The organism is Kribbella monticola (assembly GCF_003261635.1).
Classification (GTDB): Bacteria; Actinomycetota; Actinomycetes; order Propionibacteriales; family Kribbellaceae; genus Kribbella; species Kribbella monticola.
Map to the genome: position 1 here is coordinate 1 of NZ_QFXK01000026.1, position 24,379 is coordinate 24,379.

Consider the following 24,379-nt stretch of genomic DNA (forward strand, 5'->3'; position numbering starts at 1 on the left):
TCGACTTCTACAACAATCAACGCCGACACACCGCACTCGGCGGCCGACCACCCATCAGCCGACTGTCACCAACCTACTGACCGAGTACATCTAGAGCGGCTCGCCGGCCGGTGAGAGCGGGAAGACGATGAAGTCGTCGCGGACGATCCGTCGCGGGGTGTCACCGGCTTCTTCGAGCGCCTCGGCGAGTTCGGTCAATGCCTGCGGCGCCAACTGCAGTTGGTGCTCACCGGGGTGGCGATCCGCTCCGAAGTCGAAGTCGACGCCCGGCTCCTGGGTCATCTCGATGTGCGTGCCAAGAACGAGGCGGACCGGTTTGCCACCGGCAACGAACGCGGCCAGTCGGGCGATGCTCGCCCGGTACGCCGGCCAGTCGAACACGTAGAGCCGACCCGGATAAAGCGAGTCCCCGGTCAGCAGCAACTGCGTCGAACGGTCGTAGAACGCCAGGTGCGAAGGGTGATGCCCAGGAATCGGTACGACGTCCAGCACGCGACCGCCGAGATCGAACTCCACCACCTCCTCGGGCCAGGCCGAGATCCCGAAGTACTCCGCAACCTCCTCCGCGGACTTCCCCACCACGTGAATGCGCCGCCCTTCTCCGCCCCCTGTCCCCCGCTTTCCTTCCTTCCCTTGGTTTTCCTCTGATGTGAACTGGTCGTCGCCGCCGACGTGATCGCCGTGGCCGTGCGTGTGCGCGACCACCAACTCCAGGTCGCGGCCGTCGAGCAACTCGTCGACCACCTTGCGCAGGTCGGCGTCGCCGGTGCCGGTGTCGAGCAGCAGAGCCCGCTCGGAGCCGAGCAGGAGATAGATGAAAGGACCTTCGAAGGTCGTCCTCAGCGCCTGCCGGATGATCACCGTCTGTTCGTCGTACCAGTGCACCTGGTGCTCGGCGCTGTCGGCTGTCGTGCCGTCGTCCCACTGCGGCGGAAAGTTCGTCATGCCGGGATGCTGCCACGCGGAACCGGTCACTCGCTGCGGGAATTGTCGGTGGCTGCGGGGAGACTTGTCCGGTGCGTACCGATCCGTCCATCCTTCACGTCGACCTTGACGCCTTCTTCGCGGCGGTCGAGCAGCGGGACAAACCCTCGCTGCGCGGCAAACCGGTCGTGGTCGGCGGCATCGGCGTGCGCGGAGTCGTGTCGACGGCGTCGTACGAGGCGCGTAAGTACGGCGTACGGTCGGCGATGTCGACCGCCGAGGCGCGGTCGCGGTGCCCGCATGCGGCGTATCTGGGCCCGCGCTTCGAGGTGTATCGGGAGGTCAGTCAGGCGGTGATGGCGCAGATGCGGGCGCTGTCCCCGCTGGTCGAGCCGCTGTCGCTGGACGAAGCGTTCGTTGATCTGACCGCTTCAGGGCTGAGCGGCCTGACGGTCGAGGATGTGACGGCGATCGCCAATGATCTGAAGGCGGCGATCAAGGAGGCGAGCGGCGGCCTGACCGCATCCGTCGGTGCGGGCACGTCGAAGCTGATCGCGAAGATCGCCAGCGACCTGGACAAGCCGGACGGTGTCGTCGTCGTCCCACCGGGCACCGAGGCGGACTTCCTCGCGCCGATGCAGGTGACCGTGATCCCAGGAGTCGGCCCGGCGACCGCACAGCGGCTCAGCATGGCCGGTGTGCGGACCGTGGCCGATCTGCAGCAACTGGGTGAGGACGAGCTGATCCGGCAGGTCGGTTCGGCGCACGGTAGCAGCCTGCATCGGCTGGCGGTCGCGGCGGACGATCGGGCGGTGGTGAGCGACCGGGAGACCAAGTCGGTCAGCGTCGAGGACACCTTCGAGACCGACATCCTGGACAGATCGTTGCTCACGGCAATCGGTGACCGGATGGCACACCGGGTCTCCGAGCGGCTGCAGAAGGCGCAACTGTCGGGGCGCACGGTCACGGTCAAGACGCGGATGCACGACTTCACCACACACACGCGGTCGTCGACGCTGGCCGGGCCGACCGACGACCCGCGAGTGATCGCCCGGGTCGCGCGACGATTGCTGGAGGAGAGCGACGTCTCGGGTGGCATCCGGCTGCTCGGTGTCGGGGTGTCGTCGCTGGCCGACTGGATCCAGGACGACCTCTTCACCGAGAGCGAGAACGAGGAGGTTCCGCTCGAGTTCGTCGAACTGCCAGAACGACCTCGCGAAAGGCTCTCGGGGTACTACCCCGGCCAGGACGTCGTGCACACGTCGTACGGCGAAGGCTGGGTCTGGGGGTCGGGGCGCGGGGTGGTGACGGTTCGCTTCGAGACCGCAGCGACGCCGGCCGGGCCGGTGCGCAGTTTCGCGATCGAGGATCCGGAGCTCCGCAGACTCCAGCGGAGGCCGCCGGACGATGCAGCCGCGGAGGATTCAGCTCCGGATCCGCCGGTGCCGCAGATCTCGGTGCCGGAGATCCCGGTGGCGCAGATCTCGGTGCCGCAGATCTCGGTGCCGGAGATCCCGGGGCGGGAGATTTCAGGGCCGGGAACCTCAGCCGCGCAGGCGGACTGATAGGCAGGTCACGCAGCCTTCGAGTTTCTCGAACTCGCTGATGTCGACGACGTGGACCTGATAGCCCAGCTCGGTGAAGAGGTCGGCGGACTTCGGCGCCGAGGCTGCCATCAGCAGCCGGTTCTCCCCCAGTAGTACGACATGCGAACCGGCTTCTTCGGGCACGGCCAGGTACTTGGGGAACGCGGCCGGGTCGTCGACCAGCGGTTCGTACCCGATGACCGTGCCGTCCGGAAGCGCCGTCACCGCCGACTTGAGATGCAGCACCTTGCTGACCGGTACGGCGACGACCTGCGCGCCAAGCGGTTCCAGGAACGTGCGGAGCTGATCGATCCCCGCCTGGTTCGTCCGGCCGCCCAGTCCGGCGTACACGGTCGAGCCGATCTTGAGCACGTCACCGCCGTCGAGTGTGCCGGGCTCGGTGATGCGCTCGATCCGGTAGCCCTGAGCGGCAACGGCGCGCTCGGCGTCCGCCGCTTCCGGACGTCGTTCGTCCGCGCCGGCTCTGGCGATCACCGCGAGGTCGCCGAGGACGACCATCGTGTCCTCGACGAACACGCCGTCCGGGCAGTCGTCGATCGGCGGTACCTCGACACAGTCCCACCCCGCGGCGGTGAGCGCGTCGACGTACTCCTGCCATTGCGTTGCCGCCAGGCCGACGTCCACCGGGACTCGCTCGATGTGGGTGATCAGGCCCTCGGCGAGGCGCGGGCTGGGACGGCGTACGAGCGCACGAATGGTTGCCATGGGCGCACAGTAGTCGCCGCGGTCAGGGGAAGTCCGCGCGCATGTGCGAGCGGATCGCGGGTACCTGGGTCGAACAGGCCCGACAGCGGAGGACGTGGAAATGCCGAAGATCCTGCAGCAGACCGGTGGTGACGTGGTCGAGGTCATCCTCGCCGATCACCGCTGGTTCGAGGAAGCGTTGCGTGAGCTTCGCGATGTCGAGAGCGACCGCGACGCGGTGCTCGCCGATCTCGCGACCGTGCTGATCGCGCACGCGGAGGCTGAGGAGTCTACGGTGTATCCGGCGCTGCGGAAGAAGCAGGCGATCGATTCCGGCGAGGTCGAGCACTCCGAGCACGAACACGATGAGGGCAACGAAGCCCTGCTCGCGTTGATGGAGGTCGCGGACAGCAGTTCGGAGGAGTTCAGCGAGAAGACGCACGAACTCTCCGAAGCGCTGACGCACCACATCGACGAGGAGGAACGCGACATCCTCAACCCGGCCAGGACCGAGGTGGACCAGGAGGTCCGGCTTCGTCTCGGCACCGAGTTCGCGGCCGAACGCAGCCGGCAGATCGACGCCGGCTGCGGCGCGATCGAGAACGTCCGCAAGCTGGTCGAGACCGCCCAGAAGAAAACTGCAGACAAGAACTGAGCTGTACCGCGTACGTCCGGTCGCGATTGCTCCTGCGACTCTGAGCGCGGGTCAGTCGCCGGAATCGGCGTGAGTGCGGCTGACCCGCGCCCAGAGTCGCAGGAACGCGCATCCCCAGCGGCGCCGTCAGCTCGGTGTCAGAGCGGGATGACCTCAAACGTCAGAGCAGGACCTCAGACGTCAGAGCGGGATGACGAGGCCTTCCTCCGCGGCGATCACTTCGCCGGGGAAGATTCGCTGCGCCTCGGCAACGGAGAGAGCGCGATCTGAGCCGGGCCAGAAGTGGGTCAGCAGAAGGCGTTTCGCAGAGGTCGCACCGATGGCGGCTTCGGTTGCCGTCATCACGTAGCGCGGTGTTGTCGTCGGCGAATCCCCTTGCAGGGTTGCGTCCGAGATGTGCAAATCAGCGCCCGCGGACAACTGCCCCAGCTCGGGAGCCGGACCGCTGTCACCGGTGTAGGCAACGGTGAGTCCCGGCGCGCTGAGCCGTACGCCGAGGTTGGTCACGTAGTGCGGCAAGAGAACGCTCTCCAACCGGAACGGCCCGATCTTCTCGGTCGGGCCGAGATCGTGCACGTCGAACACGCTCGCCGGATCAGGGCGCGGCTCGAGCGCCCGTAGTACGTCGACGACGCCGGGCGGACAGTACAGCGGGATCGCGGGCGCGTCGGGAGCCAGGTAGTAGCGGACGCGGGCGAGAGCGCTCACGTCGACGCAGTGATCCGGGTGCTGATGAGTGACCACGACCGCGTCGACCTCGCCGTCCGGGCAGTACTTCAGCAACTGCGGGAGTGCCGCGTAACCGAGATCGAGGACGACCTTGAACCCGTCGTACTCGAGCAGGAGACCGGCACAAGCGCGCCCCGGCTCCGGCCACGCACCACACGAGCCGAGGACGGTGAGCGATCTCATCGAGCGCCGAACGCCTCGTCGGTGGAGACGATGTCCTTGCCCAGTGGCAGCAGCGAGATCGGGATCAGCTTGAAGTTCGCCAGGCCGAGCGGGATACCGATGACCGTGACACACAAGGCGATACCGCTGATCAGGTGGCCGAGCGCGAGCCACCAGCCCGCGACGATCACCCAGATCACGTTGCCCAGCACGGAACCGGCGCCGGCGCTGCGTTTGTCGACCACGGTCCGGCCGAACGGCCAGAGCGCGAACCCGGCGATCCGGAACGACGCGATGCCGAACGGAATGGTGACGATCAGGACGCAGCAGATCAGCCCGGCGGCAACATAGCCGAGCGCCAGCCAGAAGCCGGCGAGCACCAGCCAGATCAGGTTCAGAATCGTTCTCATACCTGCCAGCCTGCCACCCGCCGGGTGTGTTCCAGCGTCAGCCGGGCGACGAGTCCGGGATCGTTCCGAGGCAACCAGTGGCCACCCCTGACCACCTGCGTGCTCAGGTTCGGGGCCCAGCGGGACACATCGGTCTGCAGTGGTGTCGTCACGAACGCATCTCCGTCAGGAGAAACAGCCAGCACCGGTACGTCGGTTCGCCGTTCCTCGGGTCGAAGCAGCCGCGGGAGGACGTTCGCGCGGTACAGGTTCAGGCCGTTCACGAAGTCCGCCAGGGAGCGCTCTCCGGGTTTCGGGCGCGTTCCGCCGGCGGCGGTTTCGAGGCGGCTGAAGAGCCGATGCGCCCAGCCCTTGCGCCAGCCGCGTTCGGGCAGCCAGGGCAGCTGGAAGTAGAAGATGTACCAGGAATGCAGGAGCTGCCCGATCCGCTCGCGGGCAGGCCGGTGGCTGCGCAGGAAGAAGCCGGCGTGATCCAGCGACGGCCCCGAGATCGAGACGTACGACGTGATCCGCCCGCGCAGCCGTTCGCTCGTCACGAAATGCCACGCCTGGATCGAGCCCCAATCGTGCGCGAGCACCTGCACGGGCCGGTCCGGTGACACCGCGGCCAGCACGGCCGCGAAATCCTCCTCGAGCCGATCGAGCTTGTACGCCGCCCGGTCGCGCGGGTGATCCGACTCCCCCGCGCCGCGGACGTCGTACGTGACCACGTGGAAGTGCTCGGCGAGCTGCCGAGCAACTGGTGCCCACAGGGAGGCGTTGTCCGGATAGCCGTGGACGCAGATCAGGACCGGCGCGGTCGGATCGCCGTACTCGTAGACCGCGATCCGGGTGCCGTCGGCCGAGGTGACCCGCACGAACTCAGTACTCCTCGGTGGAGACGACCCGGAAGGTGATCCCCGCACGGACCAGCCGATCGCGCAGAGCAGGGCCCATCGCGGCCGCGGTCGTGGTCTGGCCGGACGTCGCCGGGAGATCGTCCAGCGCCAGCGAGAGAGCGCATTCTGCGAGCATCTTGGCGGTCTCGTCGTACCCGGGATCGCCACCTGCCACCTCGGTGATCACCCGCTTGCCGCCGCCGGAACCGACGAAGCGTGCCTTGAACCAGGACTTCGCGCGTCGCTCGGGGCTCGGCCCGTCGCCCGCCTTGAACCTTGCCAGCAGGGCGTTCCGGGCCGGCGGGATCTGCGCGGCGGCCACCAGCAGCCCGAGCCCGGCGATGCCGCCGGCAACAACCGGTAGGCGCCTGACCGCGGCGTAGTGCGAGTAGCGGAAATCAGGTCCGTAGCTGTCGAGCAGGCTCGCCGAGTACGCAACGATCTGCGGGTCGACGGTCGGCAGCGGAACGGCCCAGAAACCCTGTGCCCGGTGGATCGTGCCGGTCGTCAGCTTGACCGAACGCCCTGCGGGGCGAGGCTGGGCCTTGCGCCGGGCACGGTGGGCATCGAGGTTCTGCTTGCCTCGCGAGAACGCGGTGATCGCGGTGTGGAACGTTCCGCTCGACGGCTTGCCACCGGCGCGGAGCAGACCGTCGACCTGGATCGGCACCCGGGCCGGCAACTGCTCGACGGTGAACTGGACGCCCAGGTCGTACGGGATGGAGTCGAAGCCGCAGCAATGGATGAGTCGCGCACCCGTTTCGACGGCCTTCGCGTGATAGGCGACGTACATCTTGTCGACGAACTCGGACTCACCAGTCAGGTCCAGGTAGTCGGTACCGGCTTCGGCGCAGGCGGCGACCAGCGGTTCGCCGTACCGGACGTAGGGACCGACGGTTGTCACGACGATCCGGGTGGACTCAGCGAGCGCTCTCAGCGTTTCCGGCTCGCTCACGTCGGCGAGGACGAGATCGACGTCGATGCCGAGCTTCTCGCGGACAGCTTCGAGCTTCGCCTTGTTCCGGCCGGCCAGCGCCCACTTCAGCTCAGCGGGCGCGTTCTTCGCCAGATAGGCGGCGGTGAGTTCGCCGGTGAAGCCGGTCGCGCCGAGCAGCACGACGTCGTACTGGCGGTCGTCGGTCATCGGCGCGTTGCCTTCTCCGAGTCGGCGCGGCCGCCGGCACCCGAGGCGCGGGAGGATTCGGCGGCGCCGCGCGCCTCGATGTCGGCCAGGGCGGCGCGATCGGCCTTCGGCACGTTGAAGCGCGCGCCGAGCTCGACCAGGTGCGGGATCAGCGACCGGAAGATCTTCATCGGACCGATCCAGCCGGGGACGTGGACGACGCGAGAGCGCTTCTTGATGCCCTGGACGAACTTGTCGACGGCGAAGTCCAGCGGGTAGACGCGGCTGGCCAGCGGGATACCGGTCCGGACCCGCCCGAAGACCGGATGCTCGTCGACGCCACGCACCATGTCGGTGTCGACGAAGGTCATGTGCGCGACACCGACATCGACGCCGAGATGCTTGAGCTCGGCCCGCAGGGTGTTACCCATCGCTTCTACGCCGGCCTTGGCGACGTTGTACGACGCGAGGCCGGGAATGTGCACGACCGCGGCCAGCGACGAGACCAGCAACAGGTAGCCCTTGCTCTCGAGCAGGTGCGGAAGAGTCAGGTGGACGGTCCGCCAGACGCCGTACAGGTCGACGTCGAGAACGCGCTCCCAGACGGCCGGGTCCATGCTCCGGCTGAAGCCAGGCGCGGCGATCCCGGCGTTCGCCACCACCACGTCGATCCGGCCGTAGCGCTCGGCGATCGCCTCGACGGCGGTGCGGAGAGATTCGAGGTCGGTGACGTCGGCCTCCCACCAACCGGCGTCGGGGCCGCAGTCCTCGGCGACCTTCTTCAGCTCGTCCGGTTCGAGACCTACCAAGGCCGGCGTCGCGCCCTCGCTCGCCAGTTTCCGGGCCACGGCGGCACCGATCCCCCGCGACGCGCCTGTGATGAGTACGACCTTGCCCGCCATCGCCGACCTCCAACTGTTGAGTGGATACTCAACAGTAAGTGCTTATTGAGCTACAACTCAATAGACTGCCCCCATGACCCACGCCACCCCGCACCCGAGCACCACCGGCGAACCGACAGGCGGAGCCGGCGGTTTGGCGGTTGGCGGGAAGGGTCGGGAGCGGTCTGCGCGATTGCGGCCGGAGGAGCGGCGAAGTCAGATCTTGGATGCGGCGCGGCGGGTTCTGGAAGCGGATCCGCACCGGGAACTCACGGTCGAGTTGGTCGCTGCGGAGGCGAAGGTGTCCCCCGCGCTGCTGTTCCACTACTTCGGCTCGAAGAAGAAATTCCAGTACGCCGTGATCGAGGAAGCCGCCGCGGAAGTGATGCTCCGTACTGCGCCGGACCTGTCGCTGCCGCCCGAGGAGCAACTGCGCAGCGGAATCCGCGCCTTCGTCCGAGCAGTCCTCGAGGCACCCCAGCTCTATAGGGCAACCCTGCTGATGTCGGCCGCCGGCGATCCCGCAGTACGGGCTCTGCACACCGAACTCCGACAAGTGTTCAGCCGCTGGGTCATCGACGCCGTCGCCGCCTCCGGAACCGAGGTGACCCCCGCAGTCGAACTCCTCTGCCACGGCTGGCAGGGCTACGTCGAACAGACCCTTCTCACCTGGATCGAAAACCCCACGGTCTCCCCCGAAACCCTCGAACACCTCTGCGAAGGCTCACTCACAGCCCTGCTGACCACCATCTGATCTACCGGGCGTTGGTGACTGCCTCGCGTTGAGGACGGTCACCGAACGCTAGGGTTCTCGCGTGCTGAAGGTTGCGACGGTGAACGTGAACGGGATTCGGGCCGCGTATCGGCGCGGGATGGCGGTCTGGCTCGAGCAGACCGATCCCGAGATCCTGTTGATGCAGGAGGTCCGGGCGACGGACGAGGTACTGCGGGATCACCTCGGCGGCGACTGGCACATCGCACACGCTGAGCCGGTGATCGAGGGCAGCAAGGGCCGCGCCGGTGTCGCGATCGCGAGTCGCCGGCCGATCAAACTGGAGACCGTCGAGCTCGGACCCGAGCGGTTCGCGGGGTGTGGCCGATGGGTCGAGGCCGAGATCGTCCTGGACGACGGGAACACGCTCTCTGCGATCAGTACGTACGTCTTCACCGGCGAGTTCGAGACTCCGCCGCGGCAGGCCGAGAAGTACGCGTTTCTGGACGCGATCACGAACCGGCTCACCGCGCTGCGCGCTGACGGACGGCACGTGTTGATGTGCGGCGACCTGAACATCGCCCACCGCGAGGTCGATCTGAAGGCCTGGAAGGCGAACCGGAAGAAGAGCGGATTCCTGCCCGAGGAACGCGCCTGGCTCGACTCGCTCTTCGAGTCCGGCTGGGTCGACCTGGGCCGACGCTTCGGTGGCGACGGCCCGGGCCCGTATTCCTGGTGGTCCTGGCGCGGCAAGGCCTTCGACAACGACGCCGGCTGGCGCATCGACTACCAGATCGGCTCACCGGAGCTCGCCGCGAGCGCGACCGGCTGCGTGGTCCACCGCGCCCCGACGTACGCCGAACGCTGGAGCGACCACGCGCCCGTCGTCGCGACGTACGAGATCTGACAAGCTCAGCGCTGGGCCGAGCCGGTTCGCCAGATCATCCGGCTGCGCATCATCCGCGGGGTGTCCCGTGCGTTCGGTGCGATCGAGTGGAGCACCCACGGATGGGTCAGGTAGACGTCGCCGGCCTGTCCGACGAGCTCGACCACTCGGACCGGAATCCCGTCCAGGTCCGTCTCGCTCATCAAGTCGGCAGTCCTGTCCTTGCGAGTCAACTGGCGCAACCACGGGTGAGATGCCAGAACCTGATCGCGGACAGTCTTGAAGTCCCGTTCGTCGGTCGTGGTCAGGTAGCGGGCGATCACCCGGTGCGAGCCGGCGACCTGCGGCGTACCGCCACCACCCGGTTCGAGGTCGCCCAGGAGCGCCCAGACCTTGATGCCGATCAGTTCGTCCGGCGGACTCTCGAAGCCGACATCCGTGTGCCACTGCCGATGCGGTAGCGCCCAGGGCTCGTCCGTCGGCAGCGTCACCAGGACCTGCCCCTGATGAGGAGGCTCGGACCAGCCGCCCGGACCCAGTAGTTGGTCGAGCGCAGACCGGAGCGGCAGCCCAAGGATCGCGTTCGCCGCGGAATCCTTTTTGCTGGCCACGAGGTTCGTCGGCCGTACCGGCGTCCAGGTACGGCGATCGCCGGGCTGCATCCCGTACAGCTCGCCGAGTTCGCGCCACAGCACCTCCCGCATCCGGGCGGCATCCTCCGCAGAGAAGGCACCGGGGATCCGGACGATCCCGTCGCGGGTGAATTCCTCCAGCTGAATGTCGCCAAGCATCTCCCCATGCTGGACCGCGCAGCGTGAACCCACCACTGATATTCGGCGGCCGGCAGGAGTCGCGCGAGCGCCCGCGGTGACGCTGTAATGTCGCTCGCATGTCCGAGTTGAAACCGCCGGTCGCGGCGAAGAAGCCTGTTGAACGCACCCACCACGGCGACACGTTCGTCGACGACTACGAGTGGCTGCGGGACAAGACCGACGACGAGGTCCTGGACTATCTGCGCGCCGAGAACGCCTACACGGAGGCCCGTACCGCGCATCTCGAATCGTTGCGCGAGGCAATCTTCACCGAGATCTCCGATCGCACCCTGCAGACCGACCTGAGCGTGCCGGCCCGCCGGGGCGGGTACTGGTACTACACCCGCACGGTCGAGGGGAAGCAGTACGCGATCAGCTGCCGGGTGAAGGTGGACGGCGACGAGCCGCCGGCGACCGAGGGCGAGATCCCCGGCGAAGAGGTGCTGCTCGACGGGAACGAGGTCGCGGGCGACTCGGAGTTCTTCTCGCTCGGCACGGTCGACGTCTCCCCCGACGGCCGGCTGCTCGCCTACTCGACCGATCTGACCGGCGACGAGCGGTTCACCTTGCGGATCAAGGATCTGAGCACCGGCGAACTGCTGCCGGACGAGCTGCCCGAGGTGCACTACGGCTCGGCCTGGTCCGCCGACGGCTCGACGATCTTCTACACGAAGGTCGACGACGCGTGGCGGCCGCACCAGATCTGGCGGCACACGCTCGGCGAGTCCGACGACGTGCTCGTGCTGGAGGAGCCGGACGAGCGCTTCTGGGTCGGCGTCGACCTGACCCGCAACGAGCAGGCGATCATGATCAGCCTCGGCAGCAAGCTGACCAGCGAGGTCTGGCTGCTCGACGCCAACGACCCGACCGGCGAACTGGTCGTGGTCGCGCCCCGCCGGGAGGGCGTCGAATACGACGTCGAGCACGCGGGCGACCAGTTGCTCATCACGCACAACGCCGACGCGGCGAACTTCTCCCTGGCGACCGCCTCGCTGGACGCGCCCGGTGACTGGACCACCCTCATCGAGGGCGATGAGTCGAGCCGGCTGCTCGGCGTCGACGCGTTCGCCGACCACGTGATCCTGTACCGCCGGCGCAACGCACTCACCGAGCTCGCGATCATGCGCCGCGACGGATCGGTCTTCGGTGCTCCTGAGGCACTCACGTTCGACGAGCCGATCTACACGGTCTCCCCCGGCCGCAACGACGAGTGGCACGACACCCGCTACCGGTTCGGCTACACGTCACTGGTGACACCTTCCACGACGTACGACGTGGACGTGGTGACCGGGGAACGCCGGTTGCTCAAGCAGCAGCCTGTCCTCGGCGGGGTCGACCTGAGCGACTACACGCAGTACAGGGAATGGGCGACGGCACCCGACGGGACGCAGGTGCCGATCTCGATCGTGGCGCGCAAGGACGTCGCGAAGGACGGGAACGCACCGGTCGAGCTGTACGGCTACGGCTCGTACGAGTCGTCGATCGACCCGTGGTTCTCGATCGCGCGACTGTCGCTGCTCGATCGCGGCGTGGTGTTTGCGATCGCCCACATCCGTGGCGGCGGGGAGATGGGCCGGCACTGGTACGACAACGGGAAGACACTGACCAAGCGCAACACCTTCACCGACTTCATCGCGTGTGCCGAGCACCTGGTCAAGGACGGCTGGACCCGGCCCGAGCGACTGGTCGCCCATGGTGGCAGCGCCGGTGGCCTGCTGATGGGTGCGGTGGCGAACCTGGCACCGCACGCGTTCGGCGGCGTGATCGCCCAGGTGCCGTTCGTGGACGCGCTGACGACGATCCTGGACCCGTCGCTGCCGTTGACGGTGATCGAGTGGGAGGAGTGGGGCAACCCGCTCGAGGATCGCGAGGTCTACGAGTACATGAAGTCCTACTCGCCGTACGAGAACGTGACGGCCCAGCAGTACCCGCGGATCCTCGCGATCACCAGCCTCAACGACACCCGGGTCTTCTTCGTCGAACCGGCCAAGTGGGTGGCCAAGCTGCGAGCGACGGCTAGCGGCGACGTCGACGTACTACTGAAGACCGAGATGGAAGCCGGCCACGGCGGGCGCAGCGGCCGGTACGACGCCTGGCGCGAGCTGGCATTCCAGTACGCCTGGGAACTGGACGTCCTCGGGCTGGCCTGACCACCGAGCGAAAGAGCCCCGAAAGGTCGCCTTTCGGGGCTTTTCGCTGCCTTGCACAAGTTCCGGTTTTCCCGGGAAGGTCCCGGGTACCGGATGCGTTGTCCATGGCGGGACGTCTTGCTGGTGTGTGCTGCAACACATTTCGGCAGCCGAATCGCTGACAGAACAATGGTCGCCCGGAGTCAACCAATCACGTGGCTTCGGCGTCCTGGGGGCGGAAACCCAGCAGATGAAGCCGAATTTGCGCAGCAGTCGTCGACAACGCGCAAACCCGGTCCGCTCGTGGGTTCCACGCTGAGTTGCCACTGAAGAACGGTGCCGGGAAATCTCAGGGAACGTTCAGGCTGTTTACACACTCATCGTGGAATCTTGAACCTCACTCGAGCGTTGCTCTCCATGTAACGACGAAGGGAGTTTCGGTGGCTCGCATGGCTCGTGTCCGGTCAACGGACGACGGTATCGACGGCAAGGACAGCGTCGGTCTCTACCTGGAAGAGATCGCTCGCACCCCTTTGCTGACCGCTGAAGAAGAAGTCGAGCTCGCTGAGACGGTCGAGGCAGGTCTCCTCGCGGAGCAACTGCTGGCCGAGGGGCGGGTTGGACGCAAGAAGGGCGGAGCGCCCAAATATGCGACGGAGGAAGAGCTGGAGTGGCTGGCCGAAGAGGGCCAGCGCGCGCAGCAACGGTTCGTGACCGCGAACCTGCGGCTGGTGGTCTCGATCGCCCGCCGCTACGGACGGTCCCAGATGCCGCTCCTGGACCTGGTCCAGGAAGGCAACACGGGCCTGATCCGCGCGGTGGAGAAGTTCGACTACCGCAAGGGATTCAAGTTCTCGACGTACGCGACCTGGTGGGTGCGGCAGGCCATCACCCGCGGTATCGCGCAGCAGGCCCGAGTGGTCCGGCTGCCGGTGCACGTGGTGGAGCAGCTGAACCAGATCGGGTCGGCCCGGCGCACGCTGGAGCGCAAGCTCGGGCGCGAGCCGGAGCTCGACGAGATCGCGGCGGAGCTGGACCTGGACGTGGAGCGGGTCACCGACCTGATCCGGATCGGCCGGGACCACATCAGCCTGGACAACCCGATCGACGACGAGGGTGAGACCTCGCTGGGTGACCTGATCGCGGCCGAGACCGCGCCCGGGCCCGACCAGCTGGTGGCCGACGCCTCCGACCGGTCCGGACTGTTCAGCCTGGTCGACCAGCTCGACCCGAGGTCGGCGGACGTCATCCGGCGCCGCTACGGGCTGCACGACGGCCGGCAGGCGAAGCTCGCCGACATCGGTGCGGTGCACGGCATCTCGGCCGAGCGGGTCCGGCAGATCGAGCGAGAGGCCCTCGGCCGCTTGCGCCGCCTCGCCGACCCGACCCTGGCCGCCTGACCCCGAGCCCAGCGCCAGCCACTGAACCCCCACAGGACCCCCGAGCCGCCCACGGCCCGGGGGTCCTCTCGTACCAGGCGATCAGGCCCGACCGCCCGTACGCCGCACGCCGCTCCTGCGACCCACGAGCCTCGCCTCCGCCGCCCCTGCGACCCACGAGCCTCGCCTCCGCCTCCCCGCCCGATGGACCAGCGAGCCTCCGCTCGATCGACCAGCGGACGCTCGCCGTCCCTCCCGCCACTCCGGCTTCTGCCCCGACCGACAGCACCACCGCTCGTCATCTCCTCGTCCGGCTGGCTCCTCCGGCGGCCAGCTTCTCGCCGTCCCTCCCCGCCGCTCCGGCTTCTGCCCGGCGGCGGCTCCGCCGCTCCCCTCGCCGCCCACTGGCTCATCCGGCGGTCAGCTTCTCGCCGTCCCTCCCCGCCGCTCCGGCTTCTGCCCGGCGGCTCCGCCGCTCCTCTCGCCGCCCGCTGGCTCATCCGGCGGTCAGCTTCTCGCCTTCCCTCATCTCTCAGCCACTGGCCGGCGTCAGGCGGTTGGCTTGTTCCAGGTGTCGATCAGTGGGGGGAGTTCGGAGAGGCGGTGGACGGTGGCGTCGGGGACGCCTTCGGTGTGGCCGATCTGCTCGGTGGGGATGGCGCTGTGCGGGATGTGGGCTGCTCGCATACCGACGTTCTGTGCACCCCACACGTCGTCGAACAGCCTGTCGCCGACGAACAGACACCGGGCCGGCTCGCTCATCCCGACCGCCTGCATCGCCGCCAGGAACGCCTCCGGGTGCGGCTTCGTCCACGGCACCTCGCTGGTGTAGACCGCGCCGTCGATCAAGTCGAGAACGCCGTCGCGCGCGAAGATCTCCTCGTGTCGCTGCCGGGACCAGATCGTGTTCGACAGCACCCCGACCTTCAGCCCGCGCGTCCGCAACTCCTGCAGCGTCTCGATCGCGTCGGGCTCCAACTCGGTGTGCGGCTGCCACTGACGCTCGTACTCTTCGAGCGCGGCCGGCGTCATCGCCACCTCGGCCAGCAGACAGACCTCTTCCAGCGTGCTGCTCAGGTGCTCGTCGCGGGACCGGCGCCAGATCGATCCCTCGGCCTCGACAAGCCGCTTGGCCAGCTCCTCGGCCCGCGCCTCGTCGATCAGGCTCGCCACGTTCCGCCATACCGCGTGCAGGTCGATGTCGTGCCAGGTCGCCAGCGTCCCGCCCCAGTCGAACAGCACGGCCTCAATCGGTTCATTGATCACGTTCGTCACGGCGCACAGATTGCCAGATCGCACCGACAATCTCCTCCGGTTATCCGCTCACCGTGGCGATCTTGCGCCGTTTGGCCAGCCACAGCACGGCGTACGCGTAGAACACCAGCGATGGGATGTCGCTGACCAGCAACGTCCACGGGGCGCCGCCCTGGTTCGACCAGCCGTCGAGCTGACCCATTGCCGCAGGCAACAAAAACGCGAACAGGTTGTTCATCGTGTGCAACGCGATCCCCGCCTCCAGCCCACCGGTCCGGATCGCCAGCCAGCCCGCCGTCATCGCGAACAGGAAGATGTCGGCCATCGCCCATCCGGTGTACCCGTGCGCGGAGACGAACGCCGCACTGCTGATCACCAGCGCCGGCCAGGGTGACCGCAGAATCCGCTTCACCGCGCTGTCGCCGGCAGGCCCATAGGACCCCACCGCCTGTACCAGCCAGCCGCGGAACAGGAACTCCTCAGCCGCGGACTGGAACGGCACCAGCAGCAGGATCAACACAGCCGACACGAGGAACGCGCTCAACCCGACCCAGGAACCGGAGTCCGAGGTGTCGGTATCGGCGCTCGGGAAGATCGCGTCGGTTACCAGGCTGAGCACGTACGACAGGGCGAGGTAGCCGAGCGCAGGAAGGCAGCAGAGCGCGAGCCAGCGCAACCTCAGCCTGTTCTGCACAGAGGCGACGCTCCAGGCAGGGCGGCGCTGGACCACCCACACGACCAGCAGGACAGCGGGCGTGAGGATGCCGAGCATCACCAACTGGGCGGCGAGATCCTCGGTCGTGTTCGGGAACAGCGTGTTGCCTTCGGGCACAGTGAAGTCGCCCGCCACGACGCGGTGCACGACCTCCCAGGCGATGAGCACGGCGACGGTGAGGAACAACGCGATGACAACCAGCAGCGCAGTACCAGCCACCGGCCGCCACCACCTGAACTTCGCATTCCGCGCCAACCGATGAAACGGCTCCCCCGCCGGGGCGGCCACAATCCGAGGCTCCGCAGGCACCCGCAGCCCAAACCCCACCTGCCCGTACTGCGGTGGCCCGTACTGCGGTGGCCCGTACCCCGGTTGCCCAGGCGCAGGGCCGTACTGCGGTTGCACGGGGTATTGGTCGTACTGCGATGGGTTCTGTTGTGGCCAAGGTGGTGCGGCCGGGTGCTGGTAGGGGCTGGGCTGCTGCGGATTCGTCGGATACCCGGCCGGAGGCTGCTGCGGTGGGCTACCCCACGGCGCTGGTTGCTCAGGCGACCAGAACCCCGGCGCTCGCTCCCCCGGCGCATCTGGCGGATCGGGTGGGGAGCCAGCGGCGGGCTGGTCGGGCGGGGGTGGCGGGCCTTGGTGGGCGTCCATGGCGTGACTCTATGAGATCGGCCCAAGCACCTGTGGACAACGTTCTGCGCGAGGTGGCCTTCTGCTGGCATGCTTCCGCCATGTCCGATCAGCCGCTGCCGCGTTCCGTCCGGATCGGCTATGCCCTGGGCTCCGTCGCGACCGGCTCGTTCGCCACGGTGCCGGGCCTGCTGCTGCTCCCCTATCTCACCGACACCCTCGGCATCGCGGCCGCGGTGGCCGGCGCGATCGTGTTGTTGCCCAAGGCCCTTGATGTGGTGCTCAATCCGGTCGCAGGCAGGATCAGCGACCGGCATCACTCCCCTCTCGGCCCTCGTCGACCCTTCCTGCTCCGCGGAGGTCTGTCCCTCGCGGTGTGCTTCGCGCTGCTCTTCGCAGTACCGGATCTCGATTCGCAACTGTTCGACGCGGCTTGGGTGCTGCTGGCGTTCCTCGGCTGCGCGACGGCGTACGCGTTCTTCCAGGTTCCGTACATCGCGATGCCCGCCGAGATCACCGACGACTATCGCGAGCGCACCAGCCTGATGTCGTGGCGGGTCGCCGTGCTGACCATCGCGATCCTGATCAGCGGCGGCAGTTCGCCCGCGATCCGCGATGCGGTCGGCGGCCGCGACGGGTACCGGGTGATGGGTCTGGTCGTCGCGCTGTTGCTCACGATCGGCACAGTCGGCGCGTACTACGGAACGCGGCGCGCGCCCGTCGGTCGGCCGGGCGAGGCCACCGGGACGCTGCGCGAGCAGCTCCGGGTCGTAGCGCAGGCCGCCAACTTCAGGTGGTTGCTGCTCACCTTGATGCTGCAGGCGCTGGCCATCGGCTCGATGCTCGCGGGCATCGACTACCTCGCGCGCTACGTCCTGCGAGATCCCGGCGCCGCATCGATCGCCTTCGCCTGTGTGGTCGGTCCCGCGCTGGTGGTCAGCCCGGCTTGGCTTGCCGTGGGCAACAAGTTCGGCAAGAAGGCCGGTTTCCAAGCGGCTTCGGCCGTGCTCGCCCTTGGCGCGCTGGCGTTGCTACCGGCCGAGCACGTGCCCACCTGGTGCGTCTACCTCGCGACCGCTGTGGTCGGGATCGGGTTCACGGGCGTACAGGTCTTCCCGCTGGCGATGCTGCCGGATGTGGCGGCGGTCGACGCAGCACGCAGCGGCGTACGCCGAGCCGGCGTGTTCACCGGAATCTGGACGGCCGGCGAAACTCTCGGACTCGCGTTGGGGCCAGGGCTGTATGCGTTGGTGCTGGCCGCGGGCGGCTACGTGTCCTCGACCGGGCGGGATGCCGTTCAGCCCGAGTCGGCCATCACCGCGATTGTTGCCGGGATGTCCGTGGTCCCGGTGGCGTTGACGGTGGTCAGCTTCTTCACCTTGCAGCGGTACAGGTTGACGGCGGACGAAGTACTGGAGGCTCGATGAGTGACGTCCTGGCGCGGTTGAGGGCTTTGCAGGAAGGCGATCTGCCGACGCACGGCGGCAGCACGCTCGCCTATGTCTACGACTCGGGCCTCGCCGAAGCGGACGAGATCGGGCGACAGGCGCTCGCCTTGTACGGCGCGACGAACGGCCTGGATCCCACAGTGTTCCCGAGTTTGCGCACCCTGGAGAATGACCTCGTCGGCTGGGCGGCTCGCCTGCTCCAAGGTGGACCGGATGCAGTCGGCACGGTGACCTCAGGCGGCACCGAGTCGATCCTCCTCGCCGTCCAAACAGCCCGAGACGCAGCCCGAAACGGCCGATGTACCCCGTCATCCGACACCGGGTCGCCCAGCATGGTGTTGCCGGCTACGGCTCATGCGGCGTTCTTCAAGGCGGCGCACTACTTCGGGGTGCGGCCGGTGGTTGTCGAGGTGGATCCAGTGACGTTCAAGGCGCGTCCCGAGGCGATCGCGGCGGCCTGCGACGACAGCACCGTGCTCGTCGTGACCAGCGCTCCGTCGTACGCGCACGGCGTGGTCGATCCGGTGCCCGAGATCGCAGCGCTGGCGGCGGAGCGGGGAATCCGTTGCCATGTGGACGCGTGCATCGGCGGCTGGGTGCTCCCGTATCTGCGGGCCGACGGAATCCAGGTGCCCGAGTTCGACTTCGCAGTACCGGGGGTGACGAGTATTTCGGTGGACCTGCACAAGTACGCGTACACACCGAAGGGCGCGTCGATCCTGCTGCATCGATCGGCTGAGTTGCGGCGGGCGCAGTTCTTCGCTCACGCCGACTGGCCTGGGTACACGATGCTCAACTCGACCACGCAGTCCACGAAGTCCGGTGCTCCGCTGGCAGCGGCATGGGCTGTCGTGCAGCACATCGGCGACGCCGGGTATCAACGACTCGCGCGGACGGCGTACGACGGCGCGGTGCGGCTCGCCGAGCTGGCCGGCGAGGTGGACGGGGTGACCGTGCTGGCGCGGCCGGCCACCACGTTGGTGGCTTTGCGCAGCGACGAGCGGGCCGACGTGTTCACGATTGCCGACGAGATGGCGGCGCTGGGGTGGTTCGTGCAGCCGCAACTGAGCTTCCGCGATCAACCGCCGTCCCTGCACCTGAGCGTGAGCGCGGCGACCGCCGATCGGGTGGACGAGCTGGTCGCGGCGCTGCACACCGCAGTACAGAAGGCGCAGGAGGCCGGGCCGGTGCAGGTTGCTCCGGAGTTGGCCGCTGCGGCGGGTGGACTCGATCCGGCGACGTTGGACGATGCCGCGTTCGACGGATTGCTGGCGCTGGCCGGACTCGGGGACACCGGCGCGCTCCCGGATCGGATGGCCCCGGTAAACGCCCTGCTCAACGTCGCCCCACCCCGACTAAGAGAGGCCCTGCTGATCGCCTTCCTCGACCGCCTGATGCGCCCCACCTGAACCGCTCCCCACCCAACAACCGCGAACCGACCCGACCCGACCCACCTCAACCGCCCCCACCCGACTGACGCGAATCCGCCCGATCCGACCCAGCTGAGCTATCCGGTGACGGCTGTTGCATGCTGGCGCGAGTGCGTTGGGCGGCGAAGTGCCCGTTTGTGAATGAGTGCGAAGGAGAATGCCGAATGGTGACCGATCCGACCGCAGGTCCGGCCGCGTCGACGCGCGCGTTGCCACAGTCCGTGCTGATGCCGCTGACCGGGGCCGCGATCTTCCTCGTGGTCCGGATCGAGCCCGGCGGCGAGGAGACCACCCGGGCACTGCTCGAGCGGATCACCGGGCTGACCCGCGGCATCGGTTTCCGCGTGCCGGACGGCGGGCTGTCCTGCGTGACGAGTATCGGCTCGGACGCGTGGGACCGGCTGTTCGACGCTCCGCGCCCGGCCAAGCTGCACCCGTTCGTGGAGCTGAACGGCGGTAAGCACCGGGCGGTCTCGACGCCGGGCGATCTGCTGTTCCACATCCGGGCCGGCCAGCTCGACCTGTGCTTCGAGCTCGCCCGCCAGGTGATGAAGGAACTCGACGGCGCCGCGACGGTGATCGACGAGGTGCACGGCTTCAAGTACTTCGAGATGCGCGATCTGCTCGGCTTCGTCGACGGCACCGAGAACCCGGCCGGCCCCGAGGCGGAGGACGCCGTGCTCATCGGGTCCGAGGATCCGCAGTACGCCGGCGGCAGCTACGTGATCGTGCAGAAGTACCTGCACGACATGAAGGCCTGGGACGCGTTGACGGTCGAGCAGCAGGAGCACGTCATCGGCCGCACCAAGCTGGAGGACATCGAGCTGACCGACGACGTCAAGCCGTCGAACGCACACATCGCGCTGAACGTGATCGAGGACGAGGACGGCAACGAACTGCAGATCCTGCGCGACAACATGCCGTTCGGCTCGATCGGTTCCGAGGAGTTCGGCACGTACTTCATCGGCTACGCGAAGGACCCCGGCGTCACCGAACTGATGCTGCGGCGGATGTTCCTGGGCGAGCCGGAGGGCAACTACGACCGCATCCTCGACTTCTCCACCGCGACCACCGGCACGCTGTTCTTCACCCCGACCGCCGACTTCCTGGACGACCTCCCACCGGCGCCCTGACCGCGGTACGCCGATCGCGAATGACCGGAAATTGTCGGTGCCGTGAGTGAGACTGGGACCATGTTGTTAGCCGATGTGGTCGCCACCTCCACCGCCTTGACCAAGACCCGGTCCCGCCGGGCCAAGGCGGATCTGATCGCGACCCTGCTGGTCAGCGCCACCGACCCGGAGGAGACGGCGATTGTCGTCACGTACCTGTCCGGCGAGCTGCGCCAACGGCGTACGGGCGTCGGCTGGCGGACACTGATGGACGCGCCGGCGCCTGCGGAGACGCCCACGCTCACGGTCGAGGAGGTTGACCAGGCGTTCGCCGAGCTGGCCGAGATCGCCGGGGCGGGGTCACAGGCGAAGCGGCGGGCCGCGGTTGACGCATTGTTCGAGCGGGCGACGGCCGACGAGCAGAATTTCCTCCGGCTGCTGGTCGGTGGGGAGCTGCGCCAAGGCGCGCTCGACGGCGTGATGGCCGATGCGGTCGGCAAGGCGACCGGAGTTCCACTGGCGAAGATCCGGGCGGCGACCATGTTGCGTGGTTCCGCCGCGCCGGTTGCGGTCGCGGTGCTGACCGAGGGTGAAGCCGGGCTCGACCAGTTCAAGCTGGAGGTCGGGCGCGGGGTGCAGCCGATGCTCGCCCAGTCCGCCACCAGCATCGCCGAGGCGATGGACAAGACCGGCAGCCCGGCGGCGATCGAGTGGAAGCTCGACGGCATCCGCATCCAGGTGCACCGTAACGGCGACGAGGTCATCGTCTACACGCGCACGCTCGACGACATCACCGGCCGCGTGCCGGAGGTCGTCACGGCCGTCCTCGAGTTGAAGGTCGACAAGATCGTTCTCGACGGCGAACTGATCGCGCTCCGCGCCGACGGCCGCCCGGAAGCCTTCCAGGTCACCGGTTCCCGTACTGCGACACGCGCCGCGACCGGGCCGGAGACGGTTCCCTTGACGCCGTACTTCTTCGACATCCTGCATTTGGACGGCAACGATCTGCTCGGCCTCGACAGCACCGAGCGGCATGAGTGGCTGACCAAAGTGATTCCCGAGGAGCGGCGGATCCCGCGGCTCGTCACCGACAACGCGGACGCCGGCGAGGCGTTCTTCACCGATGCGGTGAAGCGCGGGCACGAGGGCGTGATGGTCAAGTCGCTGTCGGTGCCGTACGAAGCGGGCCGGCGTGGGTCGGGATGGGTCAAGGTCAAACAGACGCACACGCTCGACCTCGTCGTGCTCGCCGCAGAGTGGGGACACGGGCGTCGTACAGGCTGGCTGTCCAATCTCCACCTCGGTGCGCGGGACGAGGTGACCGGCGAGTTCGTGATGCTCGGCAAGACGTTCAAGGGGCTGACCGACGAGCTGCTGCGCTGGCAGACGGAGAAGTTCCAGCAACTCGAGGTACGCCGGGACGATTACACGGTCTATCTACGCCCCGAGGTGGTCGCCGAGATCGCATTCGACGGAGTACAAACGTCGACGCGTTATCCGGGCGGAATGGCACTCCGATTCGCCCGAGTGGTCCGCTACCGCGAAGACAAGACCCCCGACCAGGCGGACACAGTCCAGGCTGTCCGTGCCATTCACCAGCCCGCTGACAGCCAACAGCCCGAAGACGTCGATTCACCGCCTGCCGTCGCCGCTCCTCGACCGCATGCTGGCCTGCCAGACGAGACCCAGCGACCGGCCGGCGAGGACGGTCGTCCGGCGGGCGAGGACGGTCGTTCGGCGCAAGGAACCGGCGACGGCTCGGCCGAGGGCGGACGTTCCGCACAAGGAACCGGCGACGGCTCGACGGGCGAGGGTGGTCGCTCGGCGCAAGGAACCGGCGACGGCTCGACGGGCGAGGGTGGTCGTTCGGCGCGAGGAACCGGCGAGGGGAAGAATCGCGGGCATGACTGACGAGCAGATTCCGGACCCTGATCTTGCTTCGCGGCGGCTGGCGGCGGAATCGCTGGCTGCGAACGATCCGACCGGGTGGTTCGAGAAGTTGTACGCCGCGGCCGGCGAGGGTCGGGCGGTCGTGCCGTGGGATCGCGGTGGTGCGCACGCGATGCTCACCGAGTGGGTCGAGACGGCGGATCCGCAGGGGGAAGGCAGACGAGCGCTCGTCGTCGGCGCGGGGACTGGCTGGGATGCTGAGCTCGTGGCCGACCTTGGCTACGACACGATCGCGTTCGACATCTCACCGTCTGCGGTCGAAGCCGCGCGAGAGGCACACCCGGCGACGAAGGTCGATTACATGGTCGCCGATCTGCTCCATCCACCGGCTGAATGGCAAGGGGCTTTTGACCTCGTCGTCGAGATTTACACCGTGCAAGCGCTACCGATCGAGCTGCAGGCGGACGCCATCAAGCAGGTCACCGCTCAGGTCCGCGTCGGCGGCACGCTCGTCGTGATCGCTGCCGCCCGCGACGAGGTCGACGGCGAAGAGATCCCGGACGACAAGGTCGAGGGCCCACCCTGGCCTCTCACCCGAGCCGCCATCGACGCCTTCGCCACCGGCGACGTCCGCCTCATCGACCTCGACAAACAACCCAGCCCCACCGCCCCCACCAACCTCCGCTGGCGAGCCGAATACCTTCGCGACTAACCCACCGACGCGACTCCCCACGCGACGTCTAGAAATACCCGCCAACCCACCTCACCCCCACGCGAGGCACACGAGGCGCGCGCGACCTCCTCCCCTCACCCGCGAGCCCCCGCCCTTCACCAAACGCCCGGCCCCGCGACCCCGCCGAACACCTCCAGCCCACGACCCGCCGCCCATCACCAAACCCCCGAGCCCGCGACCCCGCCGAACACCTCCAGCCCACGACCCGCCGCCCATCACCAAACCCCCGAGCCCGCGACCCCGCCGAACACCTCCAGCCCACGACCCGCCGCCCATCACCAAACCCCCGCGGCCGCCACCCCGCCGAACACCTCCAGCCCACGACCCGCCGCCCATCACCAAACCCCCGCGGCCGCCACCCCGCCAATCACCTCGAGCCCGCGAGCCGCCGGCCTTCAGCTCATGCCCGGGGCCGACGACCTCGCCCATTTGCTCGAGCGTGCAGCAGGACGGTCGGTGAAGGCGCCAAGCGGAGGCGCACCTGCTCGGGTGCCAAGCCGCCGAGCACGTCGTCGTCGGTCGGGGCAGGCTTGTCAGTCACGCGCGAGGTGCACGGTCTCGCCTCATGCTGTGGGCGCGTGGGGCGAACTGCCCGGCTTAGGTTCGGGGCCTCGAGTGCTCGGCATCGGGGCGACGCCACCCGGGGCGTCTGAGGCAGCTTCGGGGCCGTTCGTGGTGCGAGCGGGGTTAGGCGGGTTGCCAGAGTTCTATGCGGTTGCCTTCGGGGTCGGTGACCCAGGCGAAGCGGCCGACGCCTTCGAGGTCTTGGGGGTCGCCGGCGATGTCGGCTCCGTTGGCGCGGAGTTGGGCGAGCATCGCGTCGAGGTCACGGACGCGGAAGTTGAGCATGGTCCGCTGGGTGCGTGATCCGAAGTACTCGGTGTCGGATTCGAAGGTCGCGAAGACCGTCGGGCCGGATGCTTGCTCCCACAGGCCGTTCTCGTCGGTGTCGAGGCCGAGGCAGTCGCGGTACCAAGCGGTGAGGGCGGCCGGGTCGGCGGATCGTAGGAAGTAGCCGCCGATACCTTGCACACGTTCCATGCCGACATCCTGCCAGTACGGCGACGGACCGCGCTCGGCGTGGAGAGAATCGGATCAACCCCACGGCTAGGTCGGGGTGGCGGAGCTGCACACGCGGCGGTAGATGAGCGCGTTGCTGGGCGGAGCACACGGGGTGGTGGATGGGGCGGTGC

At 68.1% G+C, this 24,379-nt stretch carries 22 protein-coding genes; 11 read left to right on the forward strand and 11 right to left on the reverse strand.

Features of this window, described 5'->3' with window-relative positions; all coding sequences use genetic code 11:
- Window positions 1-90: 90 nt before the first annotated feature.
- A complete protein-coding gene (locus tag DIZ26_RS10390) occupies window positions 91-945 on the reverse strand; it encodes an MBL fold metallo-hydrolase (protein ID WP_157979670.1) in 855 nt (284 codons plus the stop codon).
- Between the two features lie 71 nt (window positions 946-1,016).
- On the opposite strand from DIZ26_RS10390, the gene DIZ26_RS10395 reads away from it, so the two are divergent.
- Window positions 1,017-2,489 (forward strand): DNA polymerase IV, encoded by a 1,473-nt coding sequence (locus DIZ26_RS10395; RefSeq protein ID WP_232828244.1) that lies wholly within the window; start codon window positions 1,017-1,019, stop codon window positions 2,487-2,489.
- On the opposite strand, the gene ddaH is transcribed toward DIZ26_RS10395, so the two are convergent.
- Window positions 2,469-3,236, reverse strand: a complete 768-nt coding sequence (gene ddaH, locus DIZ26_RS10400; RefSeq protein ID WP_112239828.1) for a dimethylargininase — start codon at window positions 3,234-3,236, stop codon at window positions 2,469-2,471. The two genes, DIZ26_RS10395 and ddaH, sit on opposite strands and share 21 nt — an antisense overlap.
- A 100-nt stretch (window positions 3,237-3,336) precedes the next feature.
- Between ddaH and DIZ26_RS10405 the strand changes: the two genes are divergently transcribed.
- Window positions 3,337-3,870 carry a hemerythrin domain-containing protein gene (locus DIZ26_RS10405; protein WP_198676031.1) on the forward strand — a complete coding sequence of 178 codons (534 nt, stop codon included), beginning with the start codon at window positions 3,337-3,339 and terminating at the stop codon, window positions 3,868-3,870.
- Between the two features lie 180 nt (window positions 3,871-4,050).
- On the opposite strand, the gene DIZ26_RS10410 is transcribed toward DIZ26_RS10405, so the two are convergent.
- The 5 genes from DIZ26_RS10410 to DIZ26_RS10430 are packed head-to-tail and all read right to left on the reverse strand — an operon-like array spanning window position 4,051 to window position 8,074.
- A complete protein-coding gene (locus tag DIZ26_RS10410) occupies window positions 4,051-4,782 on the reverse strand; it encodes an MBL fold metallo-hydrolase (RefSeq protein ID WP_112239830.1) in 732 nt (243 codons plus the stop codon).
- A complete protein-coding gene (locus tag DIZ26_RS10415) occupies window positions 4,779-5,171 on the reverse strand; it encodes a YccF domain-containing protein (protein WP_112239831.1) in 393 nt (130 codons plus the stop codon). The genes DIZ26_RS10410 and DIZ26_RS10415 overlap by 4 nt, the downstream gene beginning before the upstream one ends.
- Entirely contained in the window at window positions 5,168-6,028 is an 861-nt protein-coding gene (locus tag DIZ26_RS10420) for an alpha/beta fold hydrolase (protein ID WP_112239833.1), read from the reverse strand. The genes DIZ26_RS10415 and DIZ26_RS10420 overlap by 4 nt, the downstream gene beginning before the upstream one ends.
- 4 nt (window positions 6,029-6,032) lie before the next feature.
- Window positions 6,033-7,193, reverse strand: coding sequence for a saccharopine dehydrogenase family protein (locus tag DIZ26_RS10425; RefSeq protein WP_112239835.1), 1,161 nt, complete (start codon window positions 7,191-7,193; stop codon window positions 6,033-6,035).
- Window positions 7,190-8,074: an SDR family oxidoreductase gene (locus DIZ26_RS10430; RefSeq protein WP_112239837.1), complete on the reverse strand. Its 885-nt coding sequence runs from the start codon at window positions 8,072-8,074 to the stop codon at window positions 7,190-7,192. Before DIZ26_RS10430 ends, DIZ26_RS10425 begins: the two co-directional genes overlap by 4 nt.
- 73 nt (window positions 8,075-8,147) lie before the next feature.
- On the opposite strand from DIZ26_RS10430, the gene DIZ26_RS10435 reads away from it, so the two are divergent.
- A complete protein-coding gene (locus DIZ26_RS10435) occupies window positions 8,148-8,807 on the forward strand; it encodes a TetR/AcrR family transcriptional regulator (RefSeq protein WP_112239839.1) in 660 nt (219 codons plus the stop codon).
- 61 nt (window positions 8,808-8,868) lie between these two features.
- The gene (gene xth, locus DIZ26_RS10440) at window positions 8,869-9,672 is read left to right on the forward strand and encodes an exodeoxyribonuclease III (RefSeq protein WP_112239841.1); all 804 of its coding nucleotides are present in this window, start codon (window positions 8,869-8,871) and stop codon (window positions 9,670-9,672) included.
- 5 nt (window positions 9,673-9,677) lie between these two features.
- Here the strand turns inward: xth and DIZ26_RS10445 are convergent, their stop codons facing one another.
- Window positions 9,678-10,442: a phytanoyl-CoA dioxygenase family protein gene (locus DIZ26_RS10445; protein WP_112239843.1), complete on the reverse strand. Its 765-nt coding sequence runs from the start codon at window positions 10,440-10,442 to the stop codon at window positions 9,678-9,680.
- A 98-nt stretch (window positions 10,443-10,540) separates the two neighbouring features.
- Here DIZ26_RS10445 and DIZ26_RS10450 point away from each other — a divergent pair, with 98 nt between their 5' ends.
- Together DIZ26_RS10450 and DIZ26_RS10455 are read left to right on the forward strand one after the other, a co-directional pair.
- Window positions 10,541-12,613, forward strand: a complete 2,073-nt coding sequence (locus tag DIZ26_RS10450) for a S9 family peptidase (protein ID WP_112239845.1) — start codon at window positions 10,541-10,543, stop codon at window positions 12,611-12,613.
- Between the two features lie 419 nt (window positions 12,614-13,032).
- Complete coding sequence (locus DIZ26_RS10455; RefSeq protein ID WP_112239847.1) at window positions 13,033-13,992, forward strand: sigma-70 family RNA polymerase sigma factor; 960 nt, start codon at window positions 13,033-13,035, stop codon at window positions 13,990-13,992.
- 528 nt (window positions 13,993-14,520) lie between these two features.
- Here the strand turns inward: DIZ26_RS10455 and DIZ26_RS10460 are convergent.
- The gene (locus DIZ26_RS10460; protein WP_232828245.1) at window positions 14,521-15,270 is read right to left on the reverse strand and encodes an HAD family hydrolase; all 750 of its coding nucleotides are present in this window, start codon (window positions 15,268-15,270) and stop codon (window positions 14,521-14,523) included.
- 16 nt (window positions 15,271-15,286) lie between these two features.
- Window positions 15,287-16,159, reverse strand: a complete 873-nt coding sequence (locus DIZ26_RS10465; RefSeq protein ID WP_112239851.1) for a CPBP family intramembrane glutamic endopeptidase — start codon at window positions 16,157-16,159, stop codon at window positions 15,287-15,289.
- A 515-nt stretch (window positions 16,160-16,674) separates the two neighbouring features.
- Between DIZ26_RS10465 and DIZ26_RS10470 the strand changes: the two genes are divergently transcribed.
- The 5 genes from DIZ26_RS10470 to DIZ26_RS10490 all read left to right on the forward strand — a co-directional run bounded on the left by DIZ26_RS10470 (window position 16,675) and on the right by DIZ26_RS10490 (window position 23,165).
- Entirely contained in the window at window positions 16,675-18,000 is a 1,326-nt protein-coding gene (locus DIZ26_RS10470) for an MFS transporter (RefSeq protein WP_112240075.1), read from the forward strand.
- Window positions 17,997-19,430 carry a pyridoxal phosphate-dependent decarboxylase family protein gene (locus DIZ26_RS10475; protein ID WP_112239853.1) on the forward strand — a complete coding sequence of 478 codons (1,434 nt, stop codon included), beginning with the start codon at window positions 17,997-17,999 and terminating at the stop codon, window positions 19,428-19,430. The genes DIZ26_RS10470 and DIZ26_RS10475 overlap by 4 nt, the downstream gene beginning before the upstream one ends.
- Window positions 19,431-19,615: 185 nt before the next feature.
- The gene (locus DIZ26_RS10480; RefSeq protein WP_112239855.1) at window positions 19,616-20,584 is read left to right on the forward strand and encodes a Dyp-type peroxidase; all 969 of its coding nucleotides are present in this window, start codon (window positions 19,616-19,618) and stop codon (window positions 20,582-20,584) included.
- A gap of 60 nt (window positions 20,585-20,644) precedes the next feature.
- Window positions 20,645-22,474, forward strand: a complete 1,830-nt coding sequence (locus DIZ26_RS10485) for an ATP-dependent DNA ligase (protein ID WP_332872722.1) — start codon at window positions 20,645-20,647, stop codon at window positions 22,472-22,474.
- On the forward strand, window positions 22,467-23,165 hold the full coding sequence (locus tag DIZ26_RS10490) for a class I SAM-dependent methyltransferase (protein ID WP_112239857.1): 699 nt from the start codon (window positions 22,467-22,469) through the stop codon (window positions 23,163-23,165). The genes DIZ26_RS10485 and DIZ26_RS10490 overlap by 8 nt, the downstream gene beginning before the upstream one ends.
- A gap of 708 nt (window positions 23,166-23,873) precedes the next feature.
- Here the strand turns inward: DIZ26_RS10490 and DIZ26_RS10495 are convergent.
- Complete coding sequence (locus tag DIZ26_RS10495) at window positions 23,874-24,227, reverse strand: VOC family protein (protein ID WP_112239859.1); 354 nt, start codon at window positions 24,225-24,227, stop codon at window positions 23,874-23,876.
- Window positions 24,228-24,379: the final 152 nt, after the last annotated feature.

Coding starts and splice junctions, on each gene's coding strand:
- DIZ26_RS10405 (WP_198676031.1), top strand. CDS start 3,337: ATGCCGAAGATCCTGCAGCAGACCGGTGGTGACGTGGTCGAGGTCATC.
- DIZ26_RS10480 (WP_112239855.1), top strand. CDS start 19,616: ATGGTGACCGATCCGACCGCAGGTCCGGCCGCGTCGACGCGCGCGTTG.
- DIZ26_RS10445 (WP_112239843.1), bottom strand. CDS start 10,442: ATGCTTGGCGACATTCAGCTGGAGGAATTCACCCGCGACGGGATCGTC.
- DIZ26_RS10485 (WP_332872722.1), top strand. CDS start 20,645: ATGTTGTTAGCCGATGTGGTCGCCACCTCCACCGCCTTGACCAAGACC.
- DIZ26_RS10435 (WP_112239839.1), top strand. CDS start 8,148: ATGACCCACGCCACCCCGCACCCGAGCACCACCGGCGAACCGACAGGC.
- ddaH (WP_112239828.1), bottom strand. CDS start 3,236: ATGGCAACCATTCGTGCGCTCGTACGCCGTCCCAGCCCGCGCCTCGCC.
- DIZ26_RS10490 (WP_112239857.1), top strand. CDS start 22,467: ATGACTGACGAGCAGATTCCGGACCCTGATCTTGCTTCGCGGCGGCTG.
- DIZ26_RS10470 (WP_112240075.1), top strand. CDS start 16,675: ATGTCCGATCAGCCGCTGCCGCGTTCCGTCCGGATCGGCTATGCCCTG.
- DIZ26_RS10495 (WP_112239859.1), bottom strand. CDS start 24,227: ATGGAACGTGTGCAAGGTATCGGCGGCTACTTCCTACGATCCGCCGAC.
- DIZ26_RS10425 (WP_112239835.1), bottom strand. CDS start 7,193: ATGACCGACGACCGCCAGTACGACGTCGTGCTGCTCGGCGCGACCGGC.
- DIZ26_RS10450 (WP_112239845.1), top strand. CDS start 10,541: ATGTCCGAGTTGAAACCGCCGGTCGCGGCGAAGAAGCCTGTTGAACGC.
- DIZ26_RS10430 (WP_112239837.1), bottom strand. CDS start 8,074: ATGGCGGGCAAGGTCGTACTCATCACAGGCGCGTCGCGGGGGATCGGT.
- DIZ26_RS10390 (WP_157979670.1), bottom strand. CDS start 945: ATGACGAACTTTCCGCCGCAGTGGGACGACGGCACGACAGCCGACAGC.
- DIZ26_RS10410 (WP_112239830.1), bottom strand. CDS start 4,782: ATGAGATCGCTCACCGTCCTCGGCTCGTGTGGTGCGTGGCCGGAGCCG.
- DIZ26_RS10475 (WP_112239853.1), top strand. CDS start 17,997: ATGAGTGACGTCCTGGCGCGGTTGAGGGCTTTGCAGGAAGGCGATCTG.
- DIZ26_RS10415 (WP_112239831.1), bottom strand. CDS start 5,171: ATGAGAACGATTCTGAACCTGATCTGGCTGGTGCTCGCCGGCTTCTGG.